Origin of the sequence: Acidovorax sp. JHL-3 (genome assembly GCF_000526295.1) — a bacterium.
Lineage (GTDB): Bacteria > Pseudomonadota > Gammaproteobacteria > Burkholderiales > Burkholderiaceae_C > Acidovorax > Acidovorax defluvii.
Genome location: NZ_JAFU01000003.1, coordinates 83845 through 107775 on the forward strand (window position 1 = coordinate 83845; position 23931 = coordinate 107775).

Annotated in this window: 21 protein-coding genes and 5 pseudogenes; 11 read left to right on the plus strand and 15 right to left on the minus strand. The window is 59.5% G+C overall.

Going from position 1 to position 23931, the window contains the following annotated elements; genetic code table 11:
• Positions 1-33: 33 nt before the first annotated feature.
• The 6 genes from K226_RS0115190 to K226_RS0115215 all read right to left on the minus strand — a co-directional run bounded on the left by K226_RS0115190 (position 34) and on the right by K226_RS0115215 (position 7757).
• Entirely contained in the window at positions 34-414 is a 381-nt protein-coding gene (locus K226_RS0115190; RefSeq protein WP_024815608.1) for a hypothetical protein, read from the minus strand.
• 63 nt (positions 415-477) lie between these two features.
• The gene (locus K226_RS0115195) at positions 478-3666 is read right to left on the minus strand and encodes a CusA/CzcA family heavy metal efflux RND transporter (protein WP_024815609.1); all 3189 of its coding nucleotides are present in this window, start codon (positions 3664-3666) and stop codon (positions 478-480) included.
• Between the two features lie 15 nt (positions 3667-3681).
• Positions 3682-5292, minus strand: coding sequence for an efflux RND transporter periplasmic adaptor subunit (locus K226_RS0115200; RefSeq protein WP_024815610.1), 1611 nt, complete (start codon positions 5290-5292; stop codon positions 3682-3684).
• 2 nt (positions 5293-5294) lie between these two features.
• Entirely contained in the window at positions 5295-6653 is a 1359-nt protein-coding gene (locus K226_RS0115205) for a TolC family protein (protein WP_024815611.1), read from the minus strand.
• A 157-nt stretch (positions 6654-6810) separates the two neighbouring features.
• The gene (gene czcI / locus K226_RS20005; RefSeq protein ID WP_081739431.1) at positions 6811-7170 is read right to left on the minus strand and encodes a cation efflux protein, CzcI family; all 360 of its coding nucleotides are present in this window, start codon (positions 7168-7170) and stop codon (positions 6811-6813) included.
• A 77-nt stretch (positions 7171-7247) separates the two neighbouring features.
• The gene (locus K226_RS0115215; protein ID WP_238324275.1) at positions 7248-7757 is read right to left on the minus strand and encodes a hypothetical protein; all 510 of its coding nucleotides are present in this window, start codon (positions 7755-7757) and stop codon (positions 7248-7250) included.
• Here K226_RS0115215 and K226_RS0115220 point away from each other — a divergent pair.
• The 3 genes from K226_RS0115220 (at position 7741) to K226_RS0115230 (ending at position 10410) form a co-directional block, all read left to right on the plus strand.
• Positions 7741-8427 carry a heavy metal response regulator transcription factor gene (locus K226_RS0115220; protein ID WP_024815614.1) on the plus strand — a complete coding sequence of 229 codons (687 nt, stop codon included), beginning with the start codon at positions 7741-7743 and terminating at the stop codon, positions 8425-8427. The genes K226_RS0115215 and K226_RS0115220 overlap by 17 nt on opposite strands.
• Entirely contained in the window at positions 8424-9761 is a 1338-nt protein-coding gene (locus K226_RS0115225; RefSeq protein ID WP_035242061.1) for a heavy metal sensor histidine kinase, read from the plus strand. Before K226_RS0115220 ends, K226_RS0115225 begins: the two co-directional genes overlap by 4 nt.
• 301 nt (positions 9762-10062) lie before the next feature.
• Positions 10063-10410 carry a DUF4148 domain-containing protein gene (locus tag K226_RS0115230; protein ID WP_024815616.1) on the plus strand — a complete coding sequence of 116 codons (348 nt, stop codon included), beginning with the start codon at positions 10063-10065 and terminating at the stop codon, positions 10408-10410.
• A 68-nt stretch (positions 10411-10478) separates the two neighbouring features.
• Here the strand turns inward: K226_RS0115230 and K226_RS19630 are convergent.
• Positions 10479-11026: pseudogene (locus K226_RS19630) on the minus strand (DUF3363 domain-containing protein); the annotation flags it as partial.
• 158 nt (positions 11027-11184) lie between these two features.
• Here K226_RS19630 and K226_RS19340 point away from each other — a divergent pair.
• Positions 11185-11658 (plus strand): CzcE family metal-binding protein, encoded by a 474-nt coding sequence (locus K226_RS19340; RefSeq protein ID WP_162150984.1) that lies wholly within the window; start codon positions 11185-11187, stop codon positions 11656-11658.
• 151 nt (positions 11659-11809) lie between these two features.
• Here K226_RS19340 and cadR read toward each other — a convergent pair whose 3' ends face one another.
• A complete protein-coding gene (cadR, locus tag K226_RS0115250; RefSeq protein ID WP_024815618.1) occupies positions 11810-12307 on the minus strand; it encodes a Cd(II)/Pb(II)-responsive transcriptional regulator in 498 nt (165 codons plus the stop codon).
• Positions 12308-12406: 99 nt separating this feature from the next.
• Here cadR and K226_RS0115260 point away from each other — a divergent pair, with 99 nt between their 5' ends.
• The 4 genes and pseudogenes from K226_RS0115260 to K226_RS19105 form a co-directional block, all read left to right on the plus strand.
• A complete protein-coding gene (locus K226_RS0115260; protein ID WP_081739432.1) occupies positions 12407-14875 on the plus strand; it encodes a heavy metal translocating P-type ATPase in 2469 nt (822 codons plus the stop codon).
• Positions 14876-15010: 135 nt separating this feature from the next.
• Positions 15011-15723: pseudogene (locus K226_RS19635) on the plus strand (IS5 family transposase).
• Positions 15724-15914: 191 nt separating this feature from the next.
• Positions 15915-16277, plus strand: a complete 363-nt coding sequence (locus K226_RS19345; RefSeq protein WP_238324276.1) for a MarR family winged helix-turn-helix transcriptional regulator — start codon at positions 15915-15917, stop codon at positions 16275-16277.
• A 224-nt stretch (positions 16278-16501) separates the two neighbouring features.
• Positions 16502-16729 (plus strand): annotated as a pseudogene (locus tag K226_RS19105) (ArsR/SmtB family transcription factor); the annotation flags it as partial.
• Here K226_RS19105 and K226_RS19640 read toward each other — a convergent pair.
• The 5 genes and pseudogenes from K226_RS19640 to merT form a co-directional block, all read right to left on the minus strand.
• Positions 16720-16797 (minus strand): annotated as a pseudogene (locus K226_RS19640) (transcriptional regulator MerD); the annotation flags it as partial. The pseudogenes K226_RS19105 and K226_RS19640 overlap by 10 nt on opposite strands.
• Before the next feature lie 17 nt (positions 16798-16814).
• The gene (merA, locus tag K226_RS0115285) at positions 16815-18512 is read right to left on the minus strand and encodes a mercury(II) reductase (RefSeq protein ID WP_024815623.1); all 1698 of its coding nucleotides are present in this window, start codon (positions 18510-18512) and stop codon (positions 16815-16817) included.
• Between the two features lie 40 nt (positions 18513-18552).
• Positions 18553-18975, minus strand: a complete 423-nt coding sequence (merC, locus tag K226_RS0115290; RefSeq protein ID WP_009687871.1) for an organomercurial transporter MerC — start codon at positions 18973-18975, stop codon at positions 18553-18555.
• 35 nt (positions 18976-19010) lie between these two features.
• The gene (merP, locus tag K226_RS0115295; RefSeq protein ID WP_024815624.1) at positions 19011-19286 is read right to left on the minus strand and encodes a mercury resistance system periplasmic binding protein MerP; all 276 of its coding nucleotides are present in this window, start codon (positions 19284-19286) and stop codon (positions 19011-19013) included.
• A gap of 13 nt (positions 19287-19299) precedes the next feature.
• The gene (gene merT, locus K226_RS0115300; protein WP_024815625.1) at positions 19300-19650 is read right to left on the minus strand and encodes a mercuric ion transporter MerT; all 351 of its coding nucleotides are present in this window, start codon (positions 19648-19650) and stop codon (positions 19300-19302) included.
• A 70-nt stretch (positions 19651-19720) separates the two neighbouring features.
• On the opposite strand from merT, the gene merR reads away from it, so the two are divergent.
• From merR to K226_RS20330, 3 genes and pseudogenes are all read left to right on the plus strand, one after another.
• Positions 19721-20155 carry an Hg(II)-responsive transcriptional regulator gene (gene merR / locus K226_RS0115305; RefSeq protein ID WP_004636746.1) on the plus strand — a complete coding sequence of 145 codons (435 nt, stop codon included), beginning with the start codon at positions 19721-19723 and terminating at the stop codon, positions 20153-20155.
• A gap of 33 nt (positions 20156-20188) precedes the next feature.
• Positions 20189-20629 carry a hypothetical protein gene (locus tag K226_RS19895; RefSeq protein WP_155886563.1) on the plus strand — a complete coding sequence of 147 codons (441 nt, stop codon included), beginning with the start codon at positions 20189-20191 and terminating at the stop codon, positions 20627-20629.
• 97 nt (positions 20630-20726) lie between these two features.
• Positions 20727-21391: pseudogene (locus tag K226_RS20330) on the plus strand (IS3 family transposase); the annotation flags it as partial.
• Between the two features lie 93 nt (positions 21392-21484).
• On the opposite strand, the gene K226_RS0115320 reads toward K226_RS20330, so the two are convergent.
• Both K226_RS0115320 and K226_RS0115325 read right to left on the minus strand, forming a co-directional pair.
• Complete coding sequence (locus K226_RS0115320) at positions 21485-21862, minus strand: hypothetical protein (protein WP_024815627.1); 378 nt, start codon at positions 21860-21862, stop codon at positions 21485-21487.
• Positions 21859-23874 carry a hypothetical protein gene (locus K226_RS0115325; protein ID WP_238324277.1) on the minus strand — a complete coding sequence of 672 codons (2016 nt, stop codon included), beginning with the start codon at positions 23872-23874 and terminating at the stop codon, positions 21859-21861. The genes K226_RS0115320 and K226_RS0115325 overlap by 4 nt, the downstream gene beginning before the upstream one ends.
• Positions 23875-23931 lie beyond the last annotated feature (57 nt).

Here is a 23931-nt window from a genome sequence, read left to right on the forward strand (position 1 = left end):
TTCCACCCAGAAGTGACCCACTAACCCCCGGTACTACTTCAGCGTGAAGCGAACGGAGGCAACCGACTTGCCGGCCTTCGAAACGGCGACGACGGCTTTGGTACCGGCGGGGACTTTGAAACTGCCCGTGGCTTCCAGCTTGCCGTCACCGGCTTGGAGCTGGACATCCTGTTTCTCGCTGCCTGCCAGCAGCGTGACCTTGGCGGTCATTCCCGCCACGGCAACTGGCTTTCCATGGTCGCGCATATAGAGCTGCAGCTTGTCGGCGCTGGCAACGAATTCGTACTCGACCTCCTTGGCTTCTGCGACAGCACCACCGTGCATCGGCTTTAGGTCGTGGCCGTGATTGTCCGCAGCGAAGGCTGCGCCCGAGATCGACACTGACAGGGCGAGAATGAGTTGGGAGAGTTTCATGACAGTTCCTTAGGGGTTGGAGAAAGGGGACGGTCCCGCAATCAGCGAGCGGGACCGTTTCAACTACACGGGCGCAGACACGTCCGGGGGATGCGATGGCTCAGCAGACACATCCTCATCTTCCTCATCGGGTCGGTGGGCCAGACGGTAAAGAATCGGCAGTACGAGAAGCGTGAGCAGCGTGGACGAGAGAATTCCGCCGATCACTACAGTGGCCAGGGGACGCTGGACTTCAGCGCCGGTACCTGTCGCAATGGCCATGGGAATGAAGCCCAGCGAGGCCACAAGGGCAGTCATCAGAACCGGCCGTAGCCGGGTGAGCGCTCCGTCACGGATTGCTTCGTCAAGACCCACACCGCCTTCCCTCAAGCTGCGGATGTACGAAATCATCACCAGACCATTGAGCACGGCCACCCCAGAAAGCGCGATGAAGCCGACCGCCGCAGAGATAGACATCGGAATGTCGCGAAGCCAAAGCGCCAGGATGCCCCCCGTCAAAGCGAATGGGATGCCGGTGAAGACCAGCAGACCATCCTTGACGTTGCCGAACATAGCGAATAGCAGCACAAAAACCAGCAGCAGGGACACCGGCACGACGATCTGCAGGCGCTGAGTGGCCGACTGCAAGTTCTCGAAGGTTCCCCCCCAGCTCGTCCAATAGCCGGTAGGAATCTTGATCTGGGCCAGGCCTTGCTCAGCCTCTGCGACGAAAGAGCCCACATCGCGCCCGCGCACGTTGGTGCTCACGACGATGCGGCGCTTGCCGTTTTCTCGGCTCACCTGATTCGGGCCAGGAGCGAGCTCGAACGTTGCCACTTCGCCCAGCGGGATGAAGTTCGTCTTGGCATCCGTACCACTGGCAGAACGCGGCAGCGGTATCGGCAGCCGCTTCATCCCTTCCAAGTCGTTACGCAGTGCCTCAGGCAAGCGAACCAAGATGTCAAACCGGCGGTCTCCCTCGAACATGGTGCCCGCCTCACGACCACCAATCGCGGTGGCCACGGTGTCTTGGATGTCGGCGACGTTCAGACCATAGCGGGCGGCCTTTTGGCGGTCGATGTTCACTGTGAGCATAGGAAGGCCCGTCGTCTGCTCCACCTTCACCTCAGAGGAACCTTGGATCTTCTGCAGCATCGCAGATACTTCTTCAGCGGACTTGTTCAGGACATCCATGTCGTCACCGAAGATCTTCACGGCCACGTCACTGCGCACCCCGGAGATCAGCTCGTTAAAGCGCAGCTGAATGGGCTGGGAGAACTCATAGTTGTTGCCGGGGATTTTCCCGATGACTTCCTGAATCGCCGCGAGTAGTTCGTCGCGGGTTTTTCGAGGTTCGGGCCATTCGGCCGTTGGCTTGAGCATGATGTACCCGTCCGAAATGTTCGGCGGCATGGGGTCTGAGGCGATCTCCGCTGTTCCGGTTCTGGCGAAAATGCGCTCGATCTCGGGGAATTTCTCTTTCAAGGTCCTTTCAATCTGCTGCTGCATTTGGACTGACTGGGAAAGACTGGTGCCTGGGATGCGCAGCGCCTGGATCGCAAAGTCGCCTTCATTGAGATTGGGCACAAACTCGCTGCCCATGCGCGTGGCGATCAAGCCGCACAAGACCACCGCAACTGCGGCTGCGGTCAGTACGACCGCCTTTGCGGCCATGACACGGTCGAGCAGCGGACCGTACAAGCGCTTGGCATGGCCCAGCAGGAAGTTCTCCTTCTCGCTGACCCGATTGCCGATGAACAAGGCTACCGCTGCGGGGATGAAGGTTACCGACAGGATCATTGCGCCCACCAAAGCAGCGACCACAGTGAAGGCCATGGGGTGGAACATCTTTCCTTCCACCCCCGTGAGCGCGAAGATGGGCAGGTACACCACCATGATGATGAGCTGGCCGAACAGCAATGGGCGCCTTGACTCCTGGGATGCCAAGAACACCTCATGGAAGCGCTCGGCCCGCGTCAGTGGCCGACCGTGGTGCGCTTGTGCATGGGCAAGGCGCCGTACGCAGTTCTCAACGATCACCACAGCGCCATCGATGATGATGCCGAAGTCCAGCGCTCCCAGGCTCATCAGGTTGGCGCTCACCTTGTACTGGACCATACCCGTGAAGGTGAAGAGCATCGACAAGGGGATGACCATTGCCGTGATGATGGCAGCGCGGATGTTGCCCAGAAAGAGGAACAGGATCACGATCACGAGAACCGCGCCCTCCAGCAGGTTCTTCTTCACCGTGCTGATGGCTTTGTCAACAAGCACGGTACGGTCGTAGACCGTCACCGCGTGCACTCCCTCTGGGAGGCTCTTGTTGACTTCCAACATCTTCTTGTCCACTGCCTGCGAGACGGTCCGGCTGTTCTCACCGATCAGCATGAACACCGTGCCGAGGACCACTTCGCGCCCGTTGTCGGTTGCGGCACCGGTGCGCAGCTCTCGGCCAATGCCCACCTCTGCCACGTCGCGCACGCGCACAGGAACACCGTTGGCACTGCTGAGGATCACGTTTCCAATGTCTTCCAGCGATTTGACTTGACCGGGCGCGCGAATGAGGTACTGCTCGCCGCGCTTTTCGATATAGCCCGCGCCCACGTTGCCGTTATTGCGGTCCAGCGCAGTGACTACATCCTGCAATGTCACGCCCAAGGATGCCAGTCGTTCTGGGATGGGTGCAATCTGGTACTCCTTGGCAAAGCCACCAATGGAGTTGATCTCGGTCACGCCAGGAACATTTCGCAGCTGTGGCTTGATGATCCAGTCCTGAATCTCGCGCAGGTCTGTCGCGGTATAGGGCGAGCCGTCAGGCTTCTTCGCCCCGTCCTTGGTTTCGACAGTCCAGAGATAGATTTCGCCCAGCCCGGTCGAGATGGGCCCCAGCGCTGGCGTGATGCCTGCAGGCAGCTTGTCACGCGCCTCCTGGATACGCTCGTTGACGAGCTGGCGAGCAAAATAGATGTCGGTTCCGTCTTTAAAAATGACGGTCACCTGCGACAGACCGTACCGCGAAAGCGACCTGGTCTGCTCCAGGTTTGGCAGGCCAGCCATGACCGTCTCAATGGGGTATGTAACCCGCTGCTCAGTCTCCAAAGGCGAGTAGCCTGCGGCCTGGGTGTTGATCTGAACCTGGACGTTCGTGATGTCAGGGACCGCATCGATAGGCAGCTTTTGGTAGCTGAAGACGCCAAGCGCCGCCATGCCCAGGGCCGCTAGAAGCACCAACCATCGCTGTTCGATCGAGAATCGAATGAGTTTTTCAAACATGTATGCGCTCCGCGATCAGTGCGTGTGTTCGGCAGATCCCTTGCCGAGTTCAGACTTCACGACGAAGCTGCCGGTCGAGGCGTAGGGCATACCAGACTTGAGTCCCTGAAGGACCTCGATCCGCTTGCCATCGCTTCGACCAAGTTTCACTGGCTGGGTAATGAAGCCGCCGTTGACCTTGAGGAACACAACAGGCTTTTCTCCGACGTTCTGCACGGCGTCAGCCGAGATCGTCACAGGCGCCGCCGTTTCTTCGGACACAACTTCAACGTTCACGAACAGGCCGGGACGCCAGGCGCCCTTGGGATTTTCCAGAACCACGCGGGCCTTCGCTGTGCGGGTCTGCTCCCCGATCAGCGCGCCCACAAAAGCGACGGTGCCAGTGGCGGATGCCTCAAACGCCGTGGCCTTGATGGTGACCTTCTCGCCCACCCTCACCGACGGCAGGTCTTTTGCCGGAACGTTGATCTCCGCCCACACCTGGGTGAGATCCGAGATGGTGAACACGGCTGCATCTTCTTTCACGGCTTCGCCGAGACTAAGGTGCTTCTCGATGACGATGCCGTTGAAAGGCGCACGCAGTTCGATGCGATTCAAACCAGACACCGACGAGGTGGACAGGCCCAGCGCACTCAGTTTCTGATTGGCGTTGGCTACAGCCACCTCCGCTTCGCTCAGGGCCTGCTTGGCCTGGAGGTAGTCCTGTTCAGCCGAGACCTTCTGCTCCCACAGCTTCTTCTCCCGCTCGTATGTGGTCTTGGCCAGCGCCAATCGCTTTTGAGCGGTCTGCAACTCGCTGCGCTGCTCTGAGGCGGTCGGGCTTGCGATGGCGGCCAGCACCTGCCCTTTCTTGACGACTTGGCCAAGGTTGGCGCTGACACTTTCCACCACTCCCGCAAGACGGGGGACAACGTGCGAAGTGCGGTCTTCGTTCAGCCGGATCTCGCCGGGCAAAAGCAGTGCCGTCTTGATGTTGGCTGCCGACACGGTGTCCACACTGATCGATGCCGCCTTGATCTGTGCGTCGGTCAGTTCGATCTTTCCTTCTTCCTTGCTCATCACGAACATGAAGGGCTCTGTGGCAGTCTGCGCAATGATCTCGATGTCGAACGCATGGGGTTCGGCAACGATCTCGCGGCTGACCAGGTTGTCTTTTTCCGCAGCAAATGTCAGCTTTTGCTTTTCGTCCGTCGGGCGGGTCACTGTTGCCGTGACCGTTGCCGCGCTCAGGGGTAGGGCCTTGTCTTTATCGAACAGCCAGATTCGCAGCCGAGGCTCGCCACCATCTTCCGACAGCAGTGCTTCCAGACTGAAATCGCCTTCCTTGAAGACGGTACCGCCATGGGCACCCTTGGCTTCGCTCTTTTCGTGGTGCTCGCCGTCCGCATGGCCCTTGTCATCGTCGTGGCCCTTTTCCCCGCCTTTGCCATGGTGCTCACCATCGCCGTGCTCCTTGGCCTCGGTGTGGCCGCCGTGACCGTGGCCATCACCCTCGGCGGCCGCGGCTTTGGGTTTACCGCCGCCCTGAAGGATGAAGGCTCCCGCTCCGACCCCCAATGCAAGGACGACGGCAATGGCGATCAAGTGCTTTTTGCTGATGATGGATTTGCTGGTGTTCATGGTCATTTTCAGTTCTGCGTTGCGATCAGGCGTGGACCGGTAGAGCCGCCGAGCAGACGGTCGACATCGGCTGCTGCGCGATGTGCCTCGCCAAGTGCTTTGAGATATTGGGATTTGGCGGTGAAGTAGGTGCGCTGCGCATCGAGCACCTCCAGGAAATTGAACTTGCCGTTTTCGAAGCCAATGGTTGCGGCGTCGTAAGCGGACTTCGCGCCCGGAAGGACGTCCTGACGCAGTGACTGGACCTCTGCCGCGATCGTGGACAGCCTCTCCTGGGCCTGCGCCACTTCGCTGTGCAGGCGCACGGTGGCCCCCTGCAACTCGTCTCGGGCCTTGTCCTCCAGCTTCAGTGCTTCGAGGAGATTGCCTTGGTTTCGGTCAAACACGGGCAGAGGTACGGAGACACCGAAAAGAAGAATGTTTCGCTGCGTTTCGTTGCTGCGCTGTATACCAGCGCTGACGGTGATGTCCGGCACCCGCTTGCTTTGTTCCAGGTCGGTCAAGGCCTTGCGTCGGTCCACCTCGATCCTTGCCAGGACAACCGCTGGCGAAGAAGAAATAAGGGACTGAAGATCGGCGAGTTTCGGTACAGGGGGGAGGTTTTCGGCCTTGCCCTCCAGGACCGTGAAAGGCGCTTCGATCTTTCCCAATAGCGCGAACAGACGAGACAGGGCATTGCGTTGTTCGCTCGCAGCCTGGGCGAGCTCGACGCGAATACCCGCTTCCGCAACCCGGGCCTTGGACTCTTCGACAGGCGACACTTTGCCGGCAGCCACCCGCTTAGCGACAGTGTCGGTTGAAGACTTGGCCAGCGCCACGCTGTCCTTGGCGAGCACCAGGCGCTCTTGCGCAGTCAGCACGTCGAAATAGGCTGTAGCCACGTTGGCTCGCAAGGCTGCCTTCAGCTCGTTGAGTTGGGCCTGCGCCTGCTCGCGGGACTTTTCAGCTGCCTTGGTGCGCGCAGCACGCTTCCCCCCCAGTTCCACCGGAAGATTGAGCTGCCAACTTTGCGTGCGCGTTCTGGAGCGCGCGTCTTCCAGCGAATAGGCGAGCTCTGGATTGGGGCGTGCGCGCCCTTGCAGAACTTGCCCCTCGGTTGCCTCCCACTGGCGCGTCGCCGCTGCCACCTCGGGACTTCCCTCCAAAGCCAGTTCGATTGCCTTGGTCAGCGACAGCGGCGTAGCGGGTGCTGTTGCGGCAGTCTGAAGTGCTTCCTCGCCAACGACGGGCCGTTGTGACACGCCCTGCGAAAGGGCACTGCCGGAGGCGGCGACCAGCAATATGGCCGCCGCGCTAGCTGCGAGCCCGATTTTCTTGCGGCCGCGCCATGCCTGCGGCTTTCCTTGAAGGTAAATACCCTTGAACATTCGATTCTCCAGTGATTTCAAAACACAAAGGAATCAGTGGGGTGGCAACCGTGCAGTTGCCTGGCAACTCGTCACTCATCACAGCCGCGACACGCGCAACTACATCCGCCAGAGGGGCGGACACGAATGACTGAAGGAAGGAGAGATACCCCGCCGATTAGGCGAGGACGGACCACTGAGGGCGGTCAGGGGGATTGGGCGTTACACAAGCCAACCGCTCGCTGGGCTGGGCATCCAAACTACTGTCATGAGAGCCGCCTTGCTTGGCATAGGACAAGTTGAAGACGCCGATGCCGACGCCATGGCAAACCCAGCAATCGGAATCAACCTGGTCGGCGTTTTGCCCGTTCTTGTCTGCTGGGTCAACCACGCTTTTGGCCTCATGCTCATGCTCATGATGCCCCACATGTTGTGTCTGAGCCGTAGCGCGTTCATGCATGCAATAGCTAGCAACCGCAGACCAGCTGAACTGGAGCGGTAGCAATGCCAGTATAAAAACAGCTATCAAGCGGCGCATTTTTTGAGTCTAGCACGCGACAATGAAGTCTTCGTGTGAGCAAGGATAGACTCTGGATAGAGGCGATGCGTTGAAAATCAGCTGCCGGAGTACATTTCCTTCATACGCTGTTTTTCAGCGGCAGACATGCTCAGGTATTCCTGTTGCACCTGCTCACGGGTCTTGGAGGGGCTCATTGCCTTGACAGGCAGAGCACCACCGCGCGCGATGATCGCCAGTGTGCCGTCCTTACGGGCGACGGTCACCGCCTGAAGAGCGTCGGCACGGGAGATCGCGCTCTGGAAATGGTCGGGATGGGTGGTAAATCCCACTTCGCCATCTGCGGGGTGATACAGCGAGGATGCAGACGCCAAACCTGGAGCCCCGATGGCAAGGGCGATCAGGGAAAGCGCGAGGGGTTTGCGAACAATCATGGTTTTTTCTCTGGGTTCAGGTAAGCCCTTGGCGATTTGCCTAGGCGATGCCTTGCGACACGAGATGAACTTTAGAAAGCGAACCGCGACAAGACACCAACAGCCAGATGACAAATTCGTAATATTTGAATACCCCGCATGCTTCGAAAATGGCGTCATGAAAATTTTGCTCATTGAAGACGAAGTCAAGCTTGCCGAGTACCTGCGCAAGGGACTAGGAGAGGTCGGCTACGTGGTAGACATGGCCCACAACGGCGTGGATGGGCTACACATGGCCCTCGAAGGCGGGTACGACCTGCTGGTGCTGGACGCGATGCTCCCAGGGATCGACGGTTTCAGCCTCCTCACCGCTTTTCGCAAATCCAGGCAGACACCCGTTTTGATGTTGACAGCGAGGGTGAGCGTCGAGGACCGGGTGCTGGGACTGCAGACAGGTGCTGACGACTATCTGGTTAAGCCCTTCGCGTTTTCCGAACTGAACGCACGCATCCAGGTGCTCCTGAGGCGCACGCATGGCACACGGGATGCGGCAGAGCCCACGCAACTGCGCCTTGCCGATCTCGACGTGGACTTGGTGCGGCGCAAGGCGTTCCGCAGCGGTCAGAAGTTGGAGCTGACCGCCAAGGAGTTCCAGCTTCTGACGCTGTTCCTGCGAAGAAACGGCGAGGTACTGTCGCGCACCGAGATTGCCGAGCAGGTGTGGGACATGAATTTCGACAGCAACACCAACGTGGTGGAGGTCGCCATCCGGCGCTTGCGCAACAAGATCGACGCGCCCTTCGAGAAGGCACTGCTGCACACCGTTCGGGGTATGGGTTACATCATGGAAGAGCGCAACGAATGAATGCACTGATCCAACATCGCTCACTGCGCCAGAGGCTGTCGTGGTGGTTGGCGTTGCAAAGCTTTGCAGGCTTGGGCTTGGTCTGCCTGGCCGTGTATCTGGTGACCGAGTTCAACTTTCGTGATCGCCAAGAGGACACGTTGGCGCAAAAGGAAAACGTCATTCGGCATCTACTGGCGGATAGTAAAGAGCACAAGAATTCGGAAGATCTCGCTCACAAGCTCGACGATTTCCTGGTGGGACACGGAGATCTGTCGCTCGAATTAGCGCAGGCCGATGGGTTTGTCCTCTATGCCCATGCCCGCAACCAGAATGCGAAGACGGTGTGGCGTCAACGGCAGTTCGAGGTTGCACAGACTGCGGGCCAGCCCCCCTCCAAGGTTTTGCGCGTCCGGTTATCGTTGGACATCCAAACGGACAACCAGCTGCTGCACCGGCTTGCACTTACCTTGCTGGTGGCAGCCATCGGAGGGGCCATCGTGGTTTCGCTGGGTGGCTTCTCCCTGGTCAACCTGGGCCTGGCGCCCGTTCGAAGACTGGTCAGCCAGACGCGTGCGTTGTCGGCGGACAACCTGCACCACCGGCTCGACGGCGCAGAACAACCCCTTGAACTCGTGCCCCTAATCGACCAGTTCAATGCGCTCCTGGAACGCATCGAAAAGGCCTACTCACAGATGGAGGGCTTCAATGCCGACGTAGCGCACGAGTTGTGCACGCCACTGGCCACGCTCATTGCCAACAATGAGCTGGCGCTAAGGCGCCCTGAACAGGCGGACATGCGAGAGGTCCTAGCCTCCAACCTGGAGGAACTACATCGCCTGACCGGCATTGTCAACGACATGCTGTTCCTGTCCCAGGCGGATCGGGGCGTGGGCGCACGCCGCGTTCCCGTTGCGAGCCTTGCATCGATGGCTGCAGACGTGTTGGACTACCACGAGGCGGCGCTGGCCGAGGCCGACCTCACCGCCAAGGTGGTGGGCGATGCCCATGGCGCCTTTGACGTGCCGCTGTTGCGCCGAGCACTGTCCAACCTGCTGGGCAACGCCACCCGATACGCAAAAAATGGTTCGATCGTCCAAGTCACCTTCAAGCCCTCTGATGGAGGCCGCGTGTTGCTCAGCGTCACTAACTGCGGAGATACCATCGATCCAGAAATACTTCCGCACCTGTTTGATCGATTCTTCCGCGGCGATCCTGCTCGCAGCCATGGGCAAAGCAACCATGGCCTCGGCTTGGCCATCGTTGGCGCGATCGCTCGCATGCACCAGGGTGAGCCGGTTGCATGGTCAGAAAACGGGGTGACGATTGTCGGGATGAAAATCCGCGCTCTGTAAGGGGCTCTGTTGCCGGTGATCCTACTTACGCATCCATGATGCGTTCGTGTTTTCGGGTTGGATTTTCTGCAATTGACCGAAGCGACTCCATCGCACTTACTCCCATGCAGGATATTTTCCCATGTCTTCATGGTAGGACCTTGTCACCGCGATAAGGTCAAAAACAGCAAAAGATGACAGAAAAGTCATCGTGCTGTCCGCGTTCTGTTGGGTCAGGGTTTCTACGATGAACACATCTCATCATCGCCTAGCAAAGGCATGGGAGATGCAAGTTTTATTGACTTCTACAAGGACCTTAGCCATGACTCAACGTCGTCTCTCCCCTTCTTCCATGATTGCAGCAGTGGCCGCAGTGGTCACCCTGGGTCTACCGGGGATGGCTTCGGCAGCATACGAGCATCCTGCCAACAATGAAAAGGGCATCATCGTTCACCCGGAACACTGGAAGAGCGATAAGACGCGAGAGCAGGTTATCGCGGAAACCAAGGCTGCCATGCAGCAAGGACTCCTGTCTTATGGCGAGAGCAACTACCCAATGCCTGTGCCTAATGTGGGCCCAGGGAAAACTCGTCAGGAAGTGATCAACGAAATGCTGAACGAGTCACCTGCCGAACGCGACGCACGTCAGCGTCTCTACTACCCGGGTTGATCGCCCTCAGTTGCGGTTCCAGCGGATCATGGCGAATCCAGCCTATAAGATCGCTGGCGTCGGCCTGACTAACCTCGAGAAAGCCCAGGCCGCCGCCCAATTTCCCATGCCACCCCACTGCCGCGCACCGTCGCGGCAACCTGCTTTCCCAACGGCTGCTCGATCACCGGTTTCCACGGCACCAGGCTAAATCCCAAGCCGTCATTGAGCATGGCGTAGCGCCCGCTGGCGAGCATCACGCTTCGCCGGTAGATGCCAGCTACGCGCTCCCCATCGGTGAGGGACCGATGCTCCAGCCCGGTTTCAGCGGCAATGTCTTCGCGGCATGCGACAGCTCGCGGTTTCGCAGCGTCGCCAGACGATTGCACGTCAGGATGATGCGCTGGCCGCGCCGCTCGGCCAGGCCCTGGTCGGCCAGGAAGTCGGCGCATTTCTGTAGTACCTCCTTGGCCTCGCTGCCAAACCCTAGTTAGCCCAGCTCTTTACCGCCGCCGATCAACTGCTGGTCCAGCCAGGCGGCCCCAATCACGCGCGCCTGCCGCTCAATGGGCAGGTGCGTCATTCCCACGGCCACGTCGATCGACAAAGCCTTGAGTCGGTGCGCGCGTTCCCTGCGCCTCTTCCTTCTTGTGATCCGATGCTATTGAAAACCCTGTAGCGGGTGCAGAGTCAAGTTCACAGGTTTTACAGTGACCGAGACATGCGTATAGCCCGACGATGAGGCAGCCAGCTGCCCGCGAAGTTCAGCCCATTGGGTCTGCACAAACACGCACCTTGCGCGCTGCTGCAGATGACAAATTTGTCATCCAGATGATCGCGATCTGTTGGTTACGGATCGCTAGAGTCCCTCATGTCGCCCCAAGGCGTCACTGCGCCGGCATCGGCGGCGCGGTCATCATCAAGAAGGAGCTCTACATGCGTTCGACTCGTCTCATCCAGGTGGCCATTATTTTCGGCATGGCCTCTGCGTCTGCCATGGCAGCTGACACGTTTGCCAACGGTCAATCGTTCTACGGTCAACCCGCTCAGCAGGCCGCCAAAGCCCGAGTCGTGGATGTCTCAACCGCCCGGCACCTGAACGTTGCCTACGGTGATACGGTCACGTTCCGCAGCGAAGGCAAGGAGTTCTCGTGGACGTTCAACGGGCTCGATCGCCGGCCCGTGGACCTGGCAAAGATCGCGCCAGCCGGATTCACGGGCAAGTCGCTCAACGTGTATGTCGCGCAAAACCCGCTGAACCGGAACTAAGGGGTCACGCGCCGCGCCTGAGGGTTGCTGTCAAGCAGGGAGGGGCATCATTGGATATCTTTGGTCGCCACGTCGTACAGCAGCGGCACGAAAAAATCGGACTGTGCATCACCCTCGGGCGGCCGGCGCGCGTCAAGGTAGGGTTGGTAAGTCAGTGCTTGACGCCGCGCTGTTTGGTACCGGTACCGATTTCGCGATGCACTCCAGGCAGATGCGACTCGATGGGTGGGGCTGGTGGGATGTGGTTGTGTTGACGCGCGGCAATTACCAGACCGCCCAAGATGCCGCAGTCCCCGGCCAAATGACCAGATGAACACTGCCGCTGCAAACTGCGCAACTCTGCTTCCAGCGCCTGAAGTTCTCGAATACGGTCAACCACGTGCCCGATATGTGCCTGCAGCAGCGCGTCCACCGCGCCGCAGTTCTCACCGGGCGCGTCTTTGAAATGCAGCAGCACGCGGATCTCATCGAGTGTCATGTCCAGGCTGCGACAGTGCCGGATGAAGGCCAGACGCTCGACGTGGCTACCGTCGTACACCCTGTAGTTGCTTTCCGTGCGCTTTGCTGTCGGCAGCAGTTGCACCCGCTCGTAGTAGCGGATGGTTTCTGTCTGCGTGCCGGTGGCCTTGGCCAGTTCGCCAATTTTCATTGCTCCGCTTTCAAAAATGAGCTTGCTGTAGAACGCCGCACGATGCATTTCTGTGCTACCACTTGACTTTAAAGTCACTATAGGGTTTCCAATTAGGCCATGAAACCAGAAACCAGCACCTCCACAAGCGTTGACTCCTGCTGTTCCGCAGGTCGTTCAAGTCCTGCCACGCCTGGCAATGTGACCGCCAGCGTTTCTGGCCAGGCCAGGCTTTTCAAAATCGCGACCATGGACTGCAGCGCCGAGGAGGCGGAAATCCGCCGGGCGCTGGAGCCACTGGAAGGTATCCGCTCTTTGGGATTTCAGCTTGGTGCGCGCACGCTGAAGATCGATGCGCAAGAAAGTGCGTATCCCTTGGCCCTGGAGGCGATCCGCAAAGCGGGATTCGATCCGCAGCCCGTGGCCACGGCATCAGCCCCCCAAATCAGCCAGGGCAAGCTTTTCAAAATCGCGACCATGGACTGCAGCGCAGAGGAGGCGGAAATCCGTCGGGCGCTGGAGCCACTGGAAGGTATCCGCTCTTTGGGATTTCAGCTTGGTGCGCGCACGCTGAAGATCGATGCGCAAGAAAGTGCGTATCCCTTGGCCCTGGAGGCGATCCGCAAAGCGGGCTTCGATCCGCAGCCAGTGGCAGACGCGGGCGAAGCCAAGGGGGGACACGTGGTTGGATCCGCCGAAGGCGACGACCATGGACATGGTTTTGCAGGCGGCATCTCACGTTTGGTTGCCGCACTCGTGTTCGCCACGGGGGCTGAGGTTCTCGCGTTCTTCGCGCCAGACCAGATGGCTTGGAAAGTGGCCGGCATGGCGATTGCCGCTCTGGCTATCTGGCTGGCCGGCATCGACACCTACAAAAAAGGCATTGCGGCGCTGCTGCGCGGCAGGCTGAACATCAATGCGCTGATGTCGGTGGCCGTCACCGGCGCATTCCTCATTGGTCAGTGGCCAGAAGCCGCGATGGTGATGGCTCTGTACGCGATTGCGGAGCTCATCGAAGCCAAGGCAGTGGACCGGGCCCGAAACGCTATCAAGGGCTTGCTGGAACTGGCGCCCGAAGAGGCTTTGGTACTGGGCACCAACGGAGCATGGACCGCTACACCGGTGGCCTCGGTGGCCATTGGAGCGACCGTGCGCATCAAGCCTGGCGAACGCGTGCCGCTGGATGGTATGGTGACCAAGGGCAACGGCGCCATCAACCAGGCCCCTGTGACTGGCGAGAGCATCCCCGTGGACAAGGCACCTGGAGACCAGGTGTTCGCCGGCACGATCAACGAGACCGGTGAACTGGAGTTCGAGGTTACGGCCTTGTCGAGCAATACCACCTTGGCCAGGATCATCCAAGCTGTCGAACAAGCGCAAGGAACGCGCGCTCCGACGCAGCGATTTGTGGACCGGTTCGCCTCTATCTACACCCCCGCAGTTTTCGCCATTGCCGTGGCGGTAGCTGTCCTTACTCCTTTTCTGATGGGCCTTACCTGGCTGGAGGCGCTCTACAAGGCCCTGGTTCTGCTGGTGATCGCCTGCCCGTGCGCTCTGGTCATTTCCACGCCGGTCACGGTGGTCAGCGGATTGGCTGCAGGAGCGCGCCGCGGGATCCTGATCAAGGGCGGAACCTACCTGGAAGATGCCCGGCTCCTTAAGGCGGTGGCGCTCGACAAGACCGGCACCATCACCGAAGGCAAACCCAAGCTGGTGAAGTGGCAGGTGTGGGGTGGTGCTGATGAAACGGAAGTCCAGCAAATGGCTGCCAGCCTTGCGGTTCGGTCCGACCACCCTGTCTCTAAGGCAATCGTCCAGGGACTGGAGATCAAGGGGCCCGAGGCTGAAAACTTCAAAGCGCTGCCCGGGCGCGGCGTCGAAGGCATGGTCAATGGTGTGCGGTTGACGCTGGGCAATCACCGTCTGATCCATGAGCAAGGACTGTGCGGTCCGGAGTTGGAGGCGGAGCTGGCCATCCAAGAAAAACAAGGCCGCACGGTCACCCTCCTGGCGGACGAATCGCGCGTCCTGGCGCTGTTTGCGGTAGCGGACACCATTCGCGAGACGTCGAAACAGGCCATCGTCGACCTCAAGGCGCTGGGAGTGACGCCGGTGATGCTGACGGGTGACAACGCGGCCACGGCAATGGCCATCGCTGCCCAGGCCGGAATTGATGAAGCCCGTGGCGATTTGCTCCCCGAAGCCAAGCTCGACGCCATCAAGGAAATGCAAAAGCGCTATGGCGCCACTGGAATGACCGGCGACGGCATCAACGATGCGCCGGCGCTAGCGCAGGCTGACATCGGTTTTGCCATGGGTGCGGCGGGAACCGACACGGCCATGGAAGCAGCCGATGTGGTCATCATGAACGACGATCTGCAGCGTGTAGCCGAGACGGTGCGACTGTCCAAACATACTCACGCCGTTCTGTGGCAGAACATTTCTTTGGCACTGGGTATCAAAAGCGTCTTCCTGGTGATGGCGGTGGTCGGCACCGCGACCATGTGGATGGCGGTCTTCGCAGACATGGGGGCCAGCTTGCTGGTCGTGGGCAATGGCCTGCGCCTTCTTCGAAGGGCACGAAGGTAGCCAGACCGCATAGCTGGCTGAACATGCTCACTTCCACTAGGGGCTGTTGAGAATCAAGCGCAACGGCTCGGAGGGCTGTGATGCAATAGGCGCATGAGCATTCGATGGGTACTGACAGACGAGCAATGGGCCAAGATGGAGCCTCAATGCCTTGGCAAGCCAAGTGATCCTGGACGCAGCGGCACAGACAACCGCCGCTTCGTTGAGGCAGTGCTGTGGATTGCCCGCACAGGCAGCCCCTGGCGAGACCTGCCGCCAGAGTTCGGCAAGTGGAACACGGTGTTCAAACGCTTTAGAGACTGGGTTAAGGCCGATGTGTTCCAACGTCTGTTCGATGCAGTGAGCGAGCAGCCGGACATGGAATATGCGATGGTGGATGCCACGATTGTGAAAGTGCATCGGCACGGCCAGGGGGCAAAAGGGGGACTTCGGGCCAGGCCATAGGCCACTCGAGGGGCGGCATGACCACGAAGATACTGGCGCTGACAGATGCATTGGGCAATCTGGTGAAGTTCGTCTTAATGCCAGGGCAGCGCCACGACACCAAAGGGGTCAGAGAGCTGATTGCCGGTGTGCGCTTTGATGCCTTGCTTGCCGACAAGGCCTTCGATGTGAATTGGCTGATCCAGGAGTTGGGTAAGCGCGGGGCGCAGGTGGTGATCTCACAGATGCCCCGCAGGAGAGCGCCACTGGAGATTGACCTGGAGGTCTACAAATGGCGCCACTTGATCGAGAACTTCTTTTGCAAGCTCAAGGAGTTCAAACGTATCGCAATGCGCAGCGACAAGACGGATAGCAGCTTCGCAGCGATGATCTATCTCGCAGCTGGGGTTATCAACTCTCGCTGATTCTCAACACGTCCTAGCTAGTTTCGGCGCTATGAGCCGACCGCCTTGGCTCTTGAGTGGAAGAGTTGGCCACACGAAAAATCCAAGACTTCATACTATCCACTGCAATACGCACCAAAATGACAACGGCCATTTCGGGAAGTCTGTTGCGGGAGGTCGCCCGTTTGTTCACACAATCGCAAAGTAGGTCAGTGGAACGCAACAGCAAGATGAACAGCCAATGCAATCTGCTCGCCGAACTGGAGCGCTCCGGGACGCTTGCGATGACTGAACTGGGCAGGCGGGTTGGACGCGAAAAAAGTTGGGTGTCGCGTTCTGTTGACGCACTGGCGACCCGTGGTCTGGTCGTCAAGGAGCCCAATCCCGCCGATTCCCGGAAATGGTTGGTCACGCTCACCGACGAAGGGTTTCAGTCAGTCAATCATTGGAATGCTGCCCTGGATGACCACGCAGTGCAATTGCTTGCCTGCCTGAGTGAGCGGGATCGTGCCGCAGTCGAGAAATCCCTTCTGTTGTTGTTGACGGCCCTGAGAGAAGACCAATCAGTCTACTGACTGATTCCTTCAATCAAGGATTTCGGATGCAAGCCGCCACCCCTGACCGATGCTGGCGCCTTTTGGACTGCGTACCTCGATGGTCGAGCCAGGGTGTGTGATTTTGGAGCGTGCCACTCATCACGGCCATTGGGGCGAATCGCATTTCCCGAGCCGCCACTCGCCATGCAAATAGGAGTGGATTTAGCCGGCTTATATTTCAATAATTGGTGTATTCATGAGAAATGAATGAGCCTGAAGTTGTCCGCTCGCTTGCAGCGCTTGCTCAAGAGGTACGCCTCCGTGTCTTCCGCGCACTCGTCGTGGCAGGCAAGGATGGTCTCACCCCTGGCGCAATCTCCGAGCAGCTGGGAGTAGCCTCCAACACCCTGTCGTTTCACCTCAAAGAGTTGGCCCATGCTGGCCTGGTGAGCCAGGAGCGCCACGGGCGCAACCTGGTGTATCGCGCCTCGTAGTCGCGCACGATATGCACGCTCACCCCGGCATCAAGGGCCAGCCGGGACACCGTGTAGGCGTTCATCGAACACCTCCTTTTCCTCACCCGGCGCAGCAGGAAAGCTGCTTCACGTCCTTGTTGAAGGTCTGCGCCGCGAGTTTCAGCCCCTCGACCATCGTCAGGTAGGGGAACAACTGGTCGGCCAGCTCCTGCACCGTCATCCGGTTGCGAATCGCCAGCGCGGCGGTCTGGATCAGTTCGCCCGCTTCCGGCGCGACCGCCTGCACGCCGATCAGGCGTCCGCTACCTTCTTCAACGACCAGCTTGATGAAGCCGCGTGTGTCAAAGTTGGCAAGCGCCCTCGGCACGTTGTCCAGCGTCAGCGTGCGACTGTCGGTTTCGATGCCGTCATGGTGTGCTTCCGCCTCGCTGTAGCCCACGGTCGCTACCTGCGGATCGGTAAACACCACGGCCGGCATCGCGGTCAGGTTCAGGGCCGTGTCACCGCCGGTCATGTTGATGGCGGCACGGGTGCCGGCCGCCGCCGCCACATAGACGAACTGCGGCTGGTCGGTGCAGTCGCCGGCGGCGTAGATGTGTTCCACGCTGGTGCGCATGCCGGGGTCGATGACGATCGCGCCTTGCGGGTTGAGCGTGACGCCCGCAGCATCCAACGCCAGGCTGCGCGTGTTGGGTGAGCGGCCGGTGGCGATCAGCAGCTTGTCGGCGCGCAGTTCGCCGTGCGTCGTGGTGAGCACGAATTCGCCGTCCCCTTCACCATTGATATAGGCGACCTGACTGGCCTGGGTGTGTTCCCGCACCTCGATGCCTTCCATGCGGAATGCGGCCGTGACGGCTTCGCCGATGGCCGTGTCTTCTCGGAAGAACAGCGTGCTGCGCGCCAGGATCGTCACCTTCGCTCCGAGTCGGGCGAACGCCTGCGCCAGTTCCAGCGCGACGACCGATGAGCCGATCACGGCCAGGCGCTTAGGGATAGTCTCGCTGACCAGCGCCTCGGTGGAAGTCCAGTAAGGGGTGTCTTTCAGGCCTGGAATCGGCGGCACGGCCGGACTCGCGCCGGTGGCGACCAGACAGCGGTCGAACGTCACGATGCGCTCGCCGCCGCCGTTGAGTTGCACGACCAGGTTGCGATTGTCTTTGAAGCGGGCTGCGCCATGCAGCACGGTGATGGCCGGGTTGCCGTCCAGGATGCCTTCGTATTTGGCGTGGCGCAGTTCATCGACGCGGGCCTGCTGCTGGGCCAGCAGCGCCGTGCGCTGGATGGTCGGCTCGGCGGCCGTGATACCACTATCGAACGGGCTTTCCCGGCGCAAATGGGCGATATGGGCAGCGCGGATCATGATCTTGGACGGCACGCAACCGACATTGACGCAGGTGCCGCCGATGGTGCCGCGCTCGATCAGCGTGACGCGCGCGCCTTGCTCGACGGCTTTCAACGCCGCCGCCATCGCAGCGCCGCCGCTGCCGATCACGGCGATGTGGAGCTTGCCCCCGTCCCCGCCAGCCTTGTCCTCACTGCCCAGCCATTCGCGCATCTTGCCAAGCAGTCCGCCACCCACCGGAGCCACGGGCGCATCGGCGAGCGTGGCCCGATAACCTAGTCTGGCCACAGCGGCCGTCAGCGCGTCGGGTGACGTGCCGGCCTCGATAGCGAGCCGGGCGCTGCCCTTGGCGTAGGACACTTCCGCCGAGCGCACACCGGGGACTTTCTCCAGGGCGTCCTTGACGTGAACCGCGCACGAGTCGCAGGTCATGCCGGTGATGTTGAGAGTGGTCATACCATCGTTCCTTATTCGTGTGGGCCGCCGTCTAGCACGGTCAGCCGTGTTTCGCAGGGAGTTCGCAACCATCCGGGCCGCAGCGGCGATGCGCCGGCGACACGAAGTCCCAGATCGACACCCCAATCATCAAGGCCAGGCCGACGTACATCAGGTTCGCCGTCCACCAGTTGCCGAGCAGCCAGACTGTGGCCGCGAACACGATGGCCGGCCCGATCATGCCGAGCAGACTGCGCAGCCATTGCCGATGACTGAACCAACCCAGCGCGTTCGCCAGGAAGGCCAGCGCGGCAAACAGCGGCAGCAGGCGGCTGATGAACAGTCCCTCGTACTGGCTCAAGAAGCCCAGCCCGATGGCCGCGCCGAAGCTGGCGAGGGCTGGAAAGCAGGCGGCGCAGCCCATCGCGGAAACGACGCTGCCGAGCGCGCCGGTTTTATCGGCAATGCGTGTCATCAGTCCCATGAAGCGGCTCTCGCTGTTGTCGTTGGCTTGCTGGCTCACTGCTTGACGCTGGACGGATAGCCGGCGTCTGCGGTGGCCTTGGTCAGCTTCTGTACGCTGGCCTTGGTGTCGTCAAAAGTGACGACGGCCTCGCGCTTCTCGAAGCCCACATCGACCTTGCTCACGCCTTCGACCTTGGAGAGCGCTTTCTTGACTGTGATCGGGCAGGCGGCGCAGGTCATGCCGGGCACCGCTAGCGTGACGGTTTGGGTAGCGGCCCACACGGGAGCAACAACGGCGGCGAGGGCAAGGGAGGCAAACAGTTTCTTCATGATGAACTCCTGGTTAATAGAAAAAGGGAACGACATAGGGAAATCCAAGCGCGACCAGGACCAGCACGGCCACGATCCAGAAAATCAGCTTGTAGGTGGCGCGCACCTGCGGAATCGCGCAGACCTCACCTGGCTTGCATGCCTGCACGGGCCGGTAAATACGCTTCCAGGCGAAGAACAGCGCCACCAGCGCCGCGCCAATGAAAATCGGCCGATACGGCTCCAGCACCGTCAGGTTGCCGATCCAGGCCCCGCTAAAGCCCAGGGCGACCAGTACCAGCGGCCCTAGGCAGCAGGTTGAAGCGAGGATGGCGGCCAGCCCGCCGGCGAAGAGCGCACCGCGCCCGTTTTGCGATTCAGACATACGTTGGCCTTTTGAATTTGGATTGGATAGCGTAACCTTACTTCCGTACTCATGTACGGAGTCAAGCGATATGGAAAATACTTTGGAGAACCTAACCATTGGCGTTTTTGCCAAGGCGGCCGGCGTCAATGTGGAGACGATCCGGTTCTATCAGCGCAAGGGCTTGCTGCCCGAGCCGGACAAGCCTTACGGCAGCATCCGCCGCTATGGGGAGGCGGATGTAACGCGGGTGCGGTTCGTGAAATCCGCTCAGCGGTTGGGCTTCAGCCTGGATGAAATCGCCGAGCTGCTGCGGCTCGACGATGGCACCCACTGCGAGGAAGCCAGCAGCGTGGCCGAGCACAAGCTCAAGGACGTGCGCGAGAAGATGGCCGACTTGGCGCGCATGGAAACCGTGCTGTCTGAACTCGTGTGCGCCTGCCATGCACGAAAGGGGAATGTTTCCTGCCCGTTGATCGCGTCACTACAGGGCGGGGCAAGCCTGGCAGGGGCGGCGACGCCTTAGCGTGCTTTATTTTCCGTTTTCTGAGACGACCCCGTGAAGAAAGGTCGCGTGGTGCTACTTAGTGAGCCCGCACAGATTCCCCTGGAGCCGGGACTCGCATCAATTTTTCGTACGCTTTCTGTTTCGCGTGAGTATTTGGATGAGATATATGTCGGGTTTAAGGGAAAGCGTCCTCCTCATAGCCTCTCATTGCGTGTTGGTCCAGTTGCTAGCGGGGCGGTGGTGCTGGAAGATACCGCAACTGTGGAACTAATTCAGTCGCAGAATAGAAAAACTATAGGGGTTGAGATGGAGGCCTATGGTGTATTGAGTGCGGTTTTCTATCTTGGTCAAACTGATACACGTGCAATTGTTCTCAAATCCGTCTGTGATTTTGCAGACCCTGCAAAAGGAGATGAGTGGCAAGCGTATGCTGCGTATACAAGTGCTCAGTATTTAGACAGATTGCTGATCAACAAAATATTTGTGAAATAGGTTCACTACAGAGATGGTCCTGAAAATCTGTACAGTCCGATAAGCGCAGTCTCCCCCTGAACGGGCCTGAGAATGGCCCCCGAGACTGGAGCAAGTAATGAGCAGAAGACCCCGCCGCAATCACTCGCCGGCATTCAAGCCGCAAGTGGCGCTGGAGGCCGTACGTGGCGACAAGACTCTGGCCGAGCTGGCGCAAAAACACGACCTGCACCCCACGCAGATCATCAAGTGGCGCAAACAGTTACTGGACCGCGCCGCCGACGTGTTCGGTGCCGACAGCAAGCCAGATGAGCCTGTCATTGACCTCAAGGATCTGCACGCCAAGATCGGTCTGCTGACCTTGGAGAACGATTTTTTGCAAGGAGCGCTCAGCAAGGCGGGACTGCTGAGCGTAAAGCGATGATCGACCGCGATCACGACCTGCCCGTGAGCCATCAGGCCCGGCTACTGGGCATCAGCCGGGGCACGGTGTACTACCAGGCACAGGAGGCCAGCGAGGATGATCTCAAGCTGATGCGTCGCATCGACGAGCTGCACCTGGACTATCCCTTTGCCGGCAGCCGCATGCTGCGTGACATGCTGCGCCGCGAAGGCTTCATGGCGGGGCGTCGGCATGTGCGCACGCTGGTGCATCGCATGTGCGTCCAGGCGATCTACCGCAAGCCCAACACCAGCAAGAAGCACCCCGGCCACAAGGTCTACCCGTACCTGCTGCGCGAGCTCACCATCGACCGCGCCAATCAGGTCTGGGCCATGGACATCTGAATCGCCACGGCTTTCGTGGAGGCAAAGTGGTTTAAGTTAGGCAACCGCTGCATCGTTTCGTGCAACGGCTCATATGCTTGGGAATGGGAATCATCGCACTTGGACGAGCCGACCCAATTTCAAAAGTCGGTTCTCCTCCTCGAACTGTTTGACTTGCGCGCGCAGGTCGTAAAGTTCGTGGAGTAGGGCCAGCTCCCGGTCCAGGGACTGGTCCAGCCTCCTCGTAATTTCGCCAATGGCTTGGCGAAGGGCTGGCACAGGGTCTGAGGCGACTTCGCCCTCGGCCTGGTCCTTAGCTGCAGCCTCAATGGCCGTGATTAGTTCAGCGTAGGCTGGCCTAGACTTCTTGATGCTGCCCCTACCGCATCCCGCCTCGAGAGCCACGGCATCATTGTTGATTGGCTTTTTGCGGACCTTCAAACGCTCCAGGGCGGCGAAGTACTTGTCGACTTGTACCCTGGCGCTCATTCGGCCTCCAGGAATTTTTGGCGCGCTTTGAGGAGTACCCGCAGGTGGTCAACTTCCAGTCGGTGCTCCACGCTGCCTTGATCTTCCTTCGCCAGTGTCGCGACCACCGTCTCTTGTGTCTTGATGAGCATGCCAAGGCGTTTGCCGAACACGACTGCGTTGGGACAGTCCTTCTCCACGCAGTCCCAAGGGATGGGTTCCAATGGCGTGTGATCGCAGCCTTCCACGGCGGTACACCCTCCCAGAACAGTCTCCCTGTAGGCCAGTTTGCCGTCACGAAAGAGCTTCAGTGTCTCTTGCCGGGAGCGGCTGGATACCGTTTTCGCCATCCTCGCGGCCCCGCGGCCGCTAACCTGCCCAATGAGGTCCTCGTCCGAGAACAGCAATGCCATGCTGTAAGCCAGAAAGCTCGACTCTGCCTTGGCGGCAGTCCATTCGTGGCTGAAGTGGTCCTTGTCGAAAACTAGGTTGACGGCCCGGCAGAACCCGTCACTGTAATACGCTCGCATTTCGTCGGTGATGTGTTGCAACTGCCCTTTGAGGGCCGGCAGGCTCACCATGCCCGAGCGATGGGCATATACCGACAGGCTACGGCGGTATTGATGGAAGGTCAGCGGCCAGGGATTCCCGACCTTAATCCCCTCGCGCAGCCAATTCCGCTCCAATTCCATAGCATTAAGTTCATCAATGTCGGCCTGCGTGACGATGGGACAGATTGAAGGGATAAGTTGATCGTTCAATCTCTTGTAGATTGGCGGAGCTCCCGCCTTCTTGTACGGGTTGTCCAGCGTGCAGAACAAAAATGCATCGTCATCCGTTCCGGGGATGTAATTCTTCAACACGTCTAGGACGGTCGACGAGATCCGCTTAGCAAGCAGTATCGCCCGATACCCCTCACGACTTGTAACCCAACTGGCCGGCTTCTTGCGACCTCCATTTAGCTTGTGCGTGTAGCCATTGAGCACATAATGCAAGGCCCCTCCGTAGTCCACCTCTTCAAGCACTCCTTTCAGCGGCAGAATCCTCGCCTCTCCGATTCGCATACCTGTGAAGGCAATCACGAGGTTCATTAACTTGAGCTGAACGAAGGAGAGTTCACCAGCGATAAACCCGCGGAGGCTCGCATGCCCCCATCCTTTCGTCCTCATAACCTTGTGGACTTCTTCGAGCTGGATGTTGCGATGCATGCTCAGCTTTCCTGGGCTCAGGTTTTCCGGCGCATACAGAGTGGCAGCACGCTCCTGTCGATAGGCATCCAACAGAGTGTCTAGATCTCGCTCAAGCACATCCAAACTGTCCAGTAGACTGCCCAGGATTGCGCAATAGATTCGTGAGGGAATGATGGGCGTCTGGTTCTTGGTCTCCTTTGAGGGGGCGGATCGCCGGATCGTCTCACTCAATCGCTTCTGATGGACTTCAACCCGAATCTTGAGGAAGTCGCGGTGGCGCCAAAGCGTCCTGAGCAGGGCTCTAGCAGACTGGGCATAGTTGGAGTTTAGCTCCGCCGACTCTTCGCCAAGCATCTCCGGTTCGCAGAACAAATCGAACAACGTGACACCGCGTTGGTAGGCACCTTGGGCGAGCCTGGTCAGCGTGTTATTCGACGTTACGGTCGTTCTCGAGGCCCTTTGGCGCCCAGTATCAATATGTAGCCACAACAGCGCCTTTTGCTGCTCGCGGATGAGCGCAGCCAATTCGGGTCTGCTGGCTTCAGGTGAAACTGATAGAGCCTGTGCTTCGAAAAAGTAGAGGTTGCACGATGTGTGCATGCCGTCCATATTCATCGAACTTAGGTCCCACACCCGATCCCGGTAACGACTCAAAGGCTGGTCCTGACTGTCCCGGGTGACGACAGTTTGAGAATCGAAGTATGGCTCCACTCCCGAAGCCGTCGACGATCCTAGAATATCACCATGAACATGCGTCGGAGGCGCTGCTTCCAGAAAGGCCAGCCCCTCCTGCAACAGGCTCGGAGCAGTGCCGCGCTGAGTCTGAAGGTCTGTTTTTCTCATGTATGGTCGTTCGAGATTAAACGTCGGCAAAAGCAAAAATGCAGTGGAGGCGAGACG

Coding starts and splice junctions, on each gene's coding strand:
- K226_RS0115190 (WP_024815608.1), bottom strand. CDS start 414: ATGAAACTCTCCCAACTCATTCTCGCCCTGTCAGTGTCGATCTCGGGC.
- K226_RS0115195 (WP_024815609.1), bottom strand. CDS start 3,666: ATGTTTGAAAAACTCATTCGATTCTCGATCGAACAGCGATGGTTGGTG.
- K226_RS0115200 (WP_024815610.1), bottom strand. CDS start 5,292: ATGACCATGAACACCAGCAAATCCATCATCAGCAAAAAGCACTTGATC.
- K226_RS0115205 (WP_024815611.1), bottom strand. CDS start 6,653: ATGTTCAAGGGTATTTACCTTCAAGGAAAGCCGCAGGCATGGCGCGGC.
- czcI (WP_081739431.1), bottom strand. CDS start 7,170: ATGCGCCGCTTGATAGCTGTTTTTATACTGGCATTGCTACCGCTCCAG.
- K226_RS0115220 (WP_024815614.1), top strand. CDS start 7,741: ATGAAAATTTTGCTCATTGAAGACGAAGTCAAGCTTGCCGAGTACCTG.
- K226_RS0115215 (WP_238324275.1), bottom strand. CDS start 7,757: ATGAGCAAAATTTTCATGACGCCATTTTCGAAGCATGCGGGGTATTCA.
- K226_RS0115225 (WP_035242061.1), top strand. CDS start 8,424: ATGAATGCACTGATCCAACATCGCTCACTGCGCCAGAGGCTGTCGTGG.
- K226_RS0115230 (WP_024815616.1), top strand. CDS start 10,063: ATGACTCAACGTCGTCTCTCCCCTTCTTCCATGATTGCAGCAGTGGCC.
- cadR (WP_024815618.1), bottom strand. CDS start 12,307: ATGAAAATTGGCGAACTGGCCAAGGCCACCGGCACGCAGACAGAAACC.
- K226_RS0115260 (WP_081739432.1), top strand. CDS start 12,407: ATGAAACCAGAAACCAGCACCTCCACAAGCGTTGACTCCTGCTGTTCC.
- merA (WP_024815623.1), bottom strand. CDS start 18,512: ATGACCACTCTCAACATCACCGGCATGACCTGCGACTCGTGCGCGGTT.
- merC (WP_009687871.1), bottom strand. CDS start 18,975: ATGGGACTGATGACACGCATTGCCGATAAAACCGGCGCGCTCGGCAGC.
- merP (WP_024815624.1), bottom strand. CDS start 19,286: ATGAAGAAACTGTTTGCCTCCCTTGCCCTCGCCGCCGTTGTTGCTCCC.
- merT (WP_024815625.1), bottom strand. CDS start 19,650: ATGTCTGAATCGCAAAACGGGCGCGGTGCGCTCTTCGCCGGCGGGCTG.
- merR (WP_004636746.1), top strand. CDS start 19,721: ATGGAAAATACTTTGGAGAACCTAACCATTGGCGTTTTTGCCAAGGCG.
- K226_RS0115320 (WP_024815627.1), bottom strand. CDS start 21,862: ATGAGCGCCAGGGTACAAGTCGACAAGTACTTCGCCGCCCTGGAGCGT.
- K226_RS0115325 (WP_238324277.1), bottom strand. CDS start 23,874: ATGAGAAAAACAGACCTTCAGACTCAGCGCGGCACTGCTCCGAGCCTG.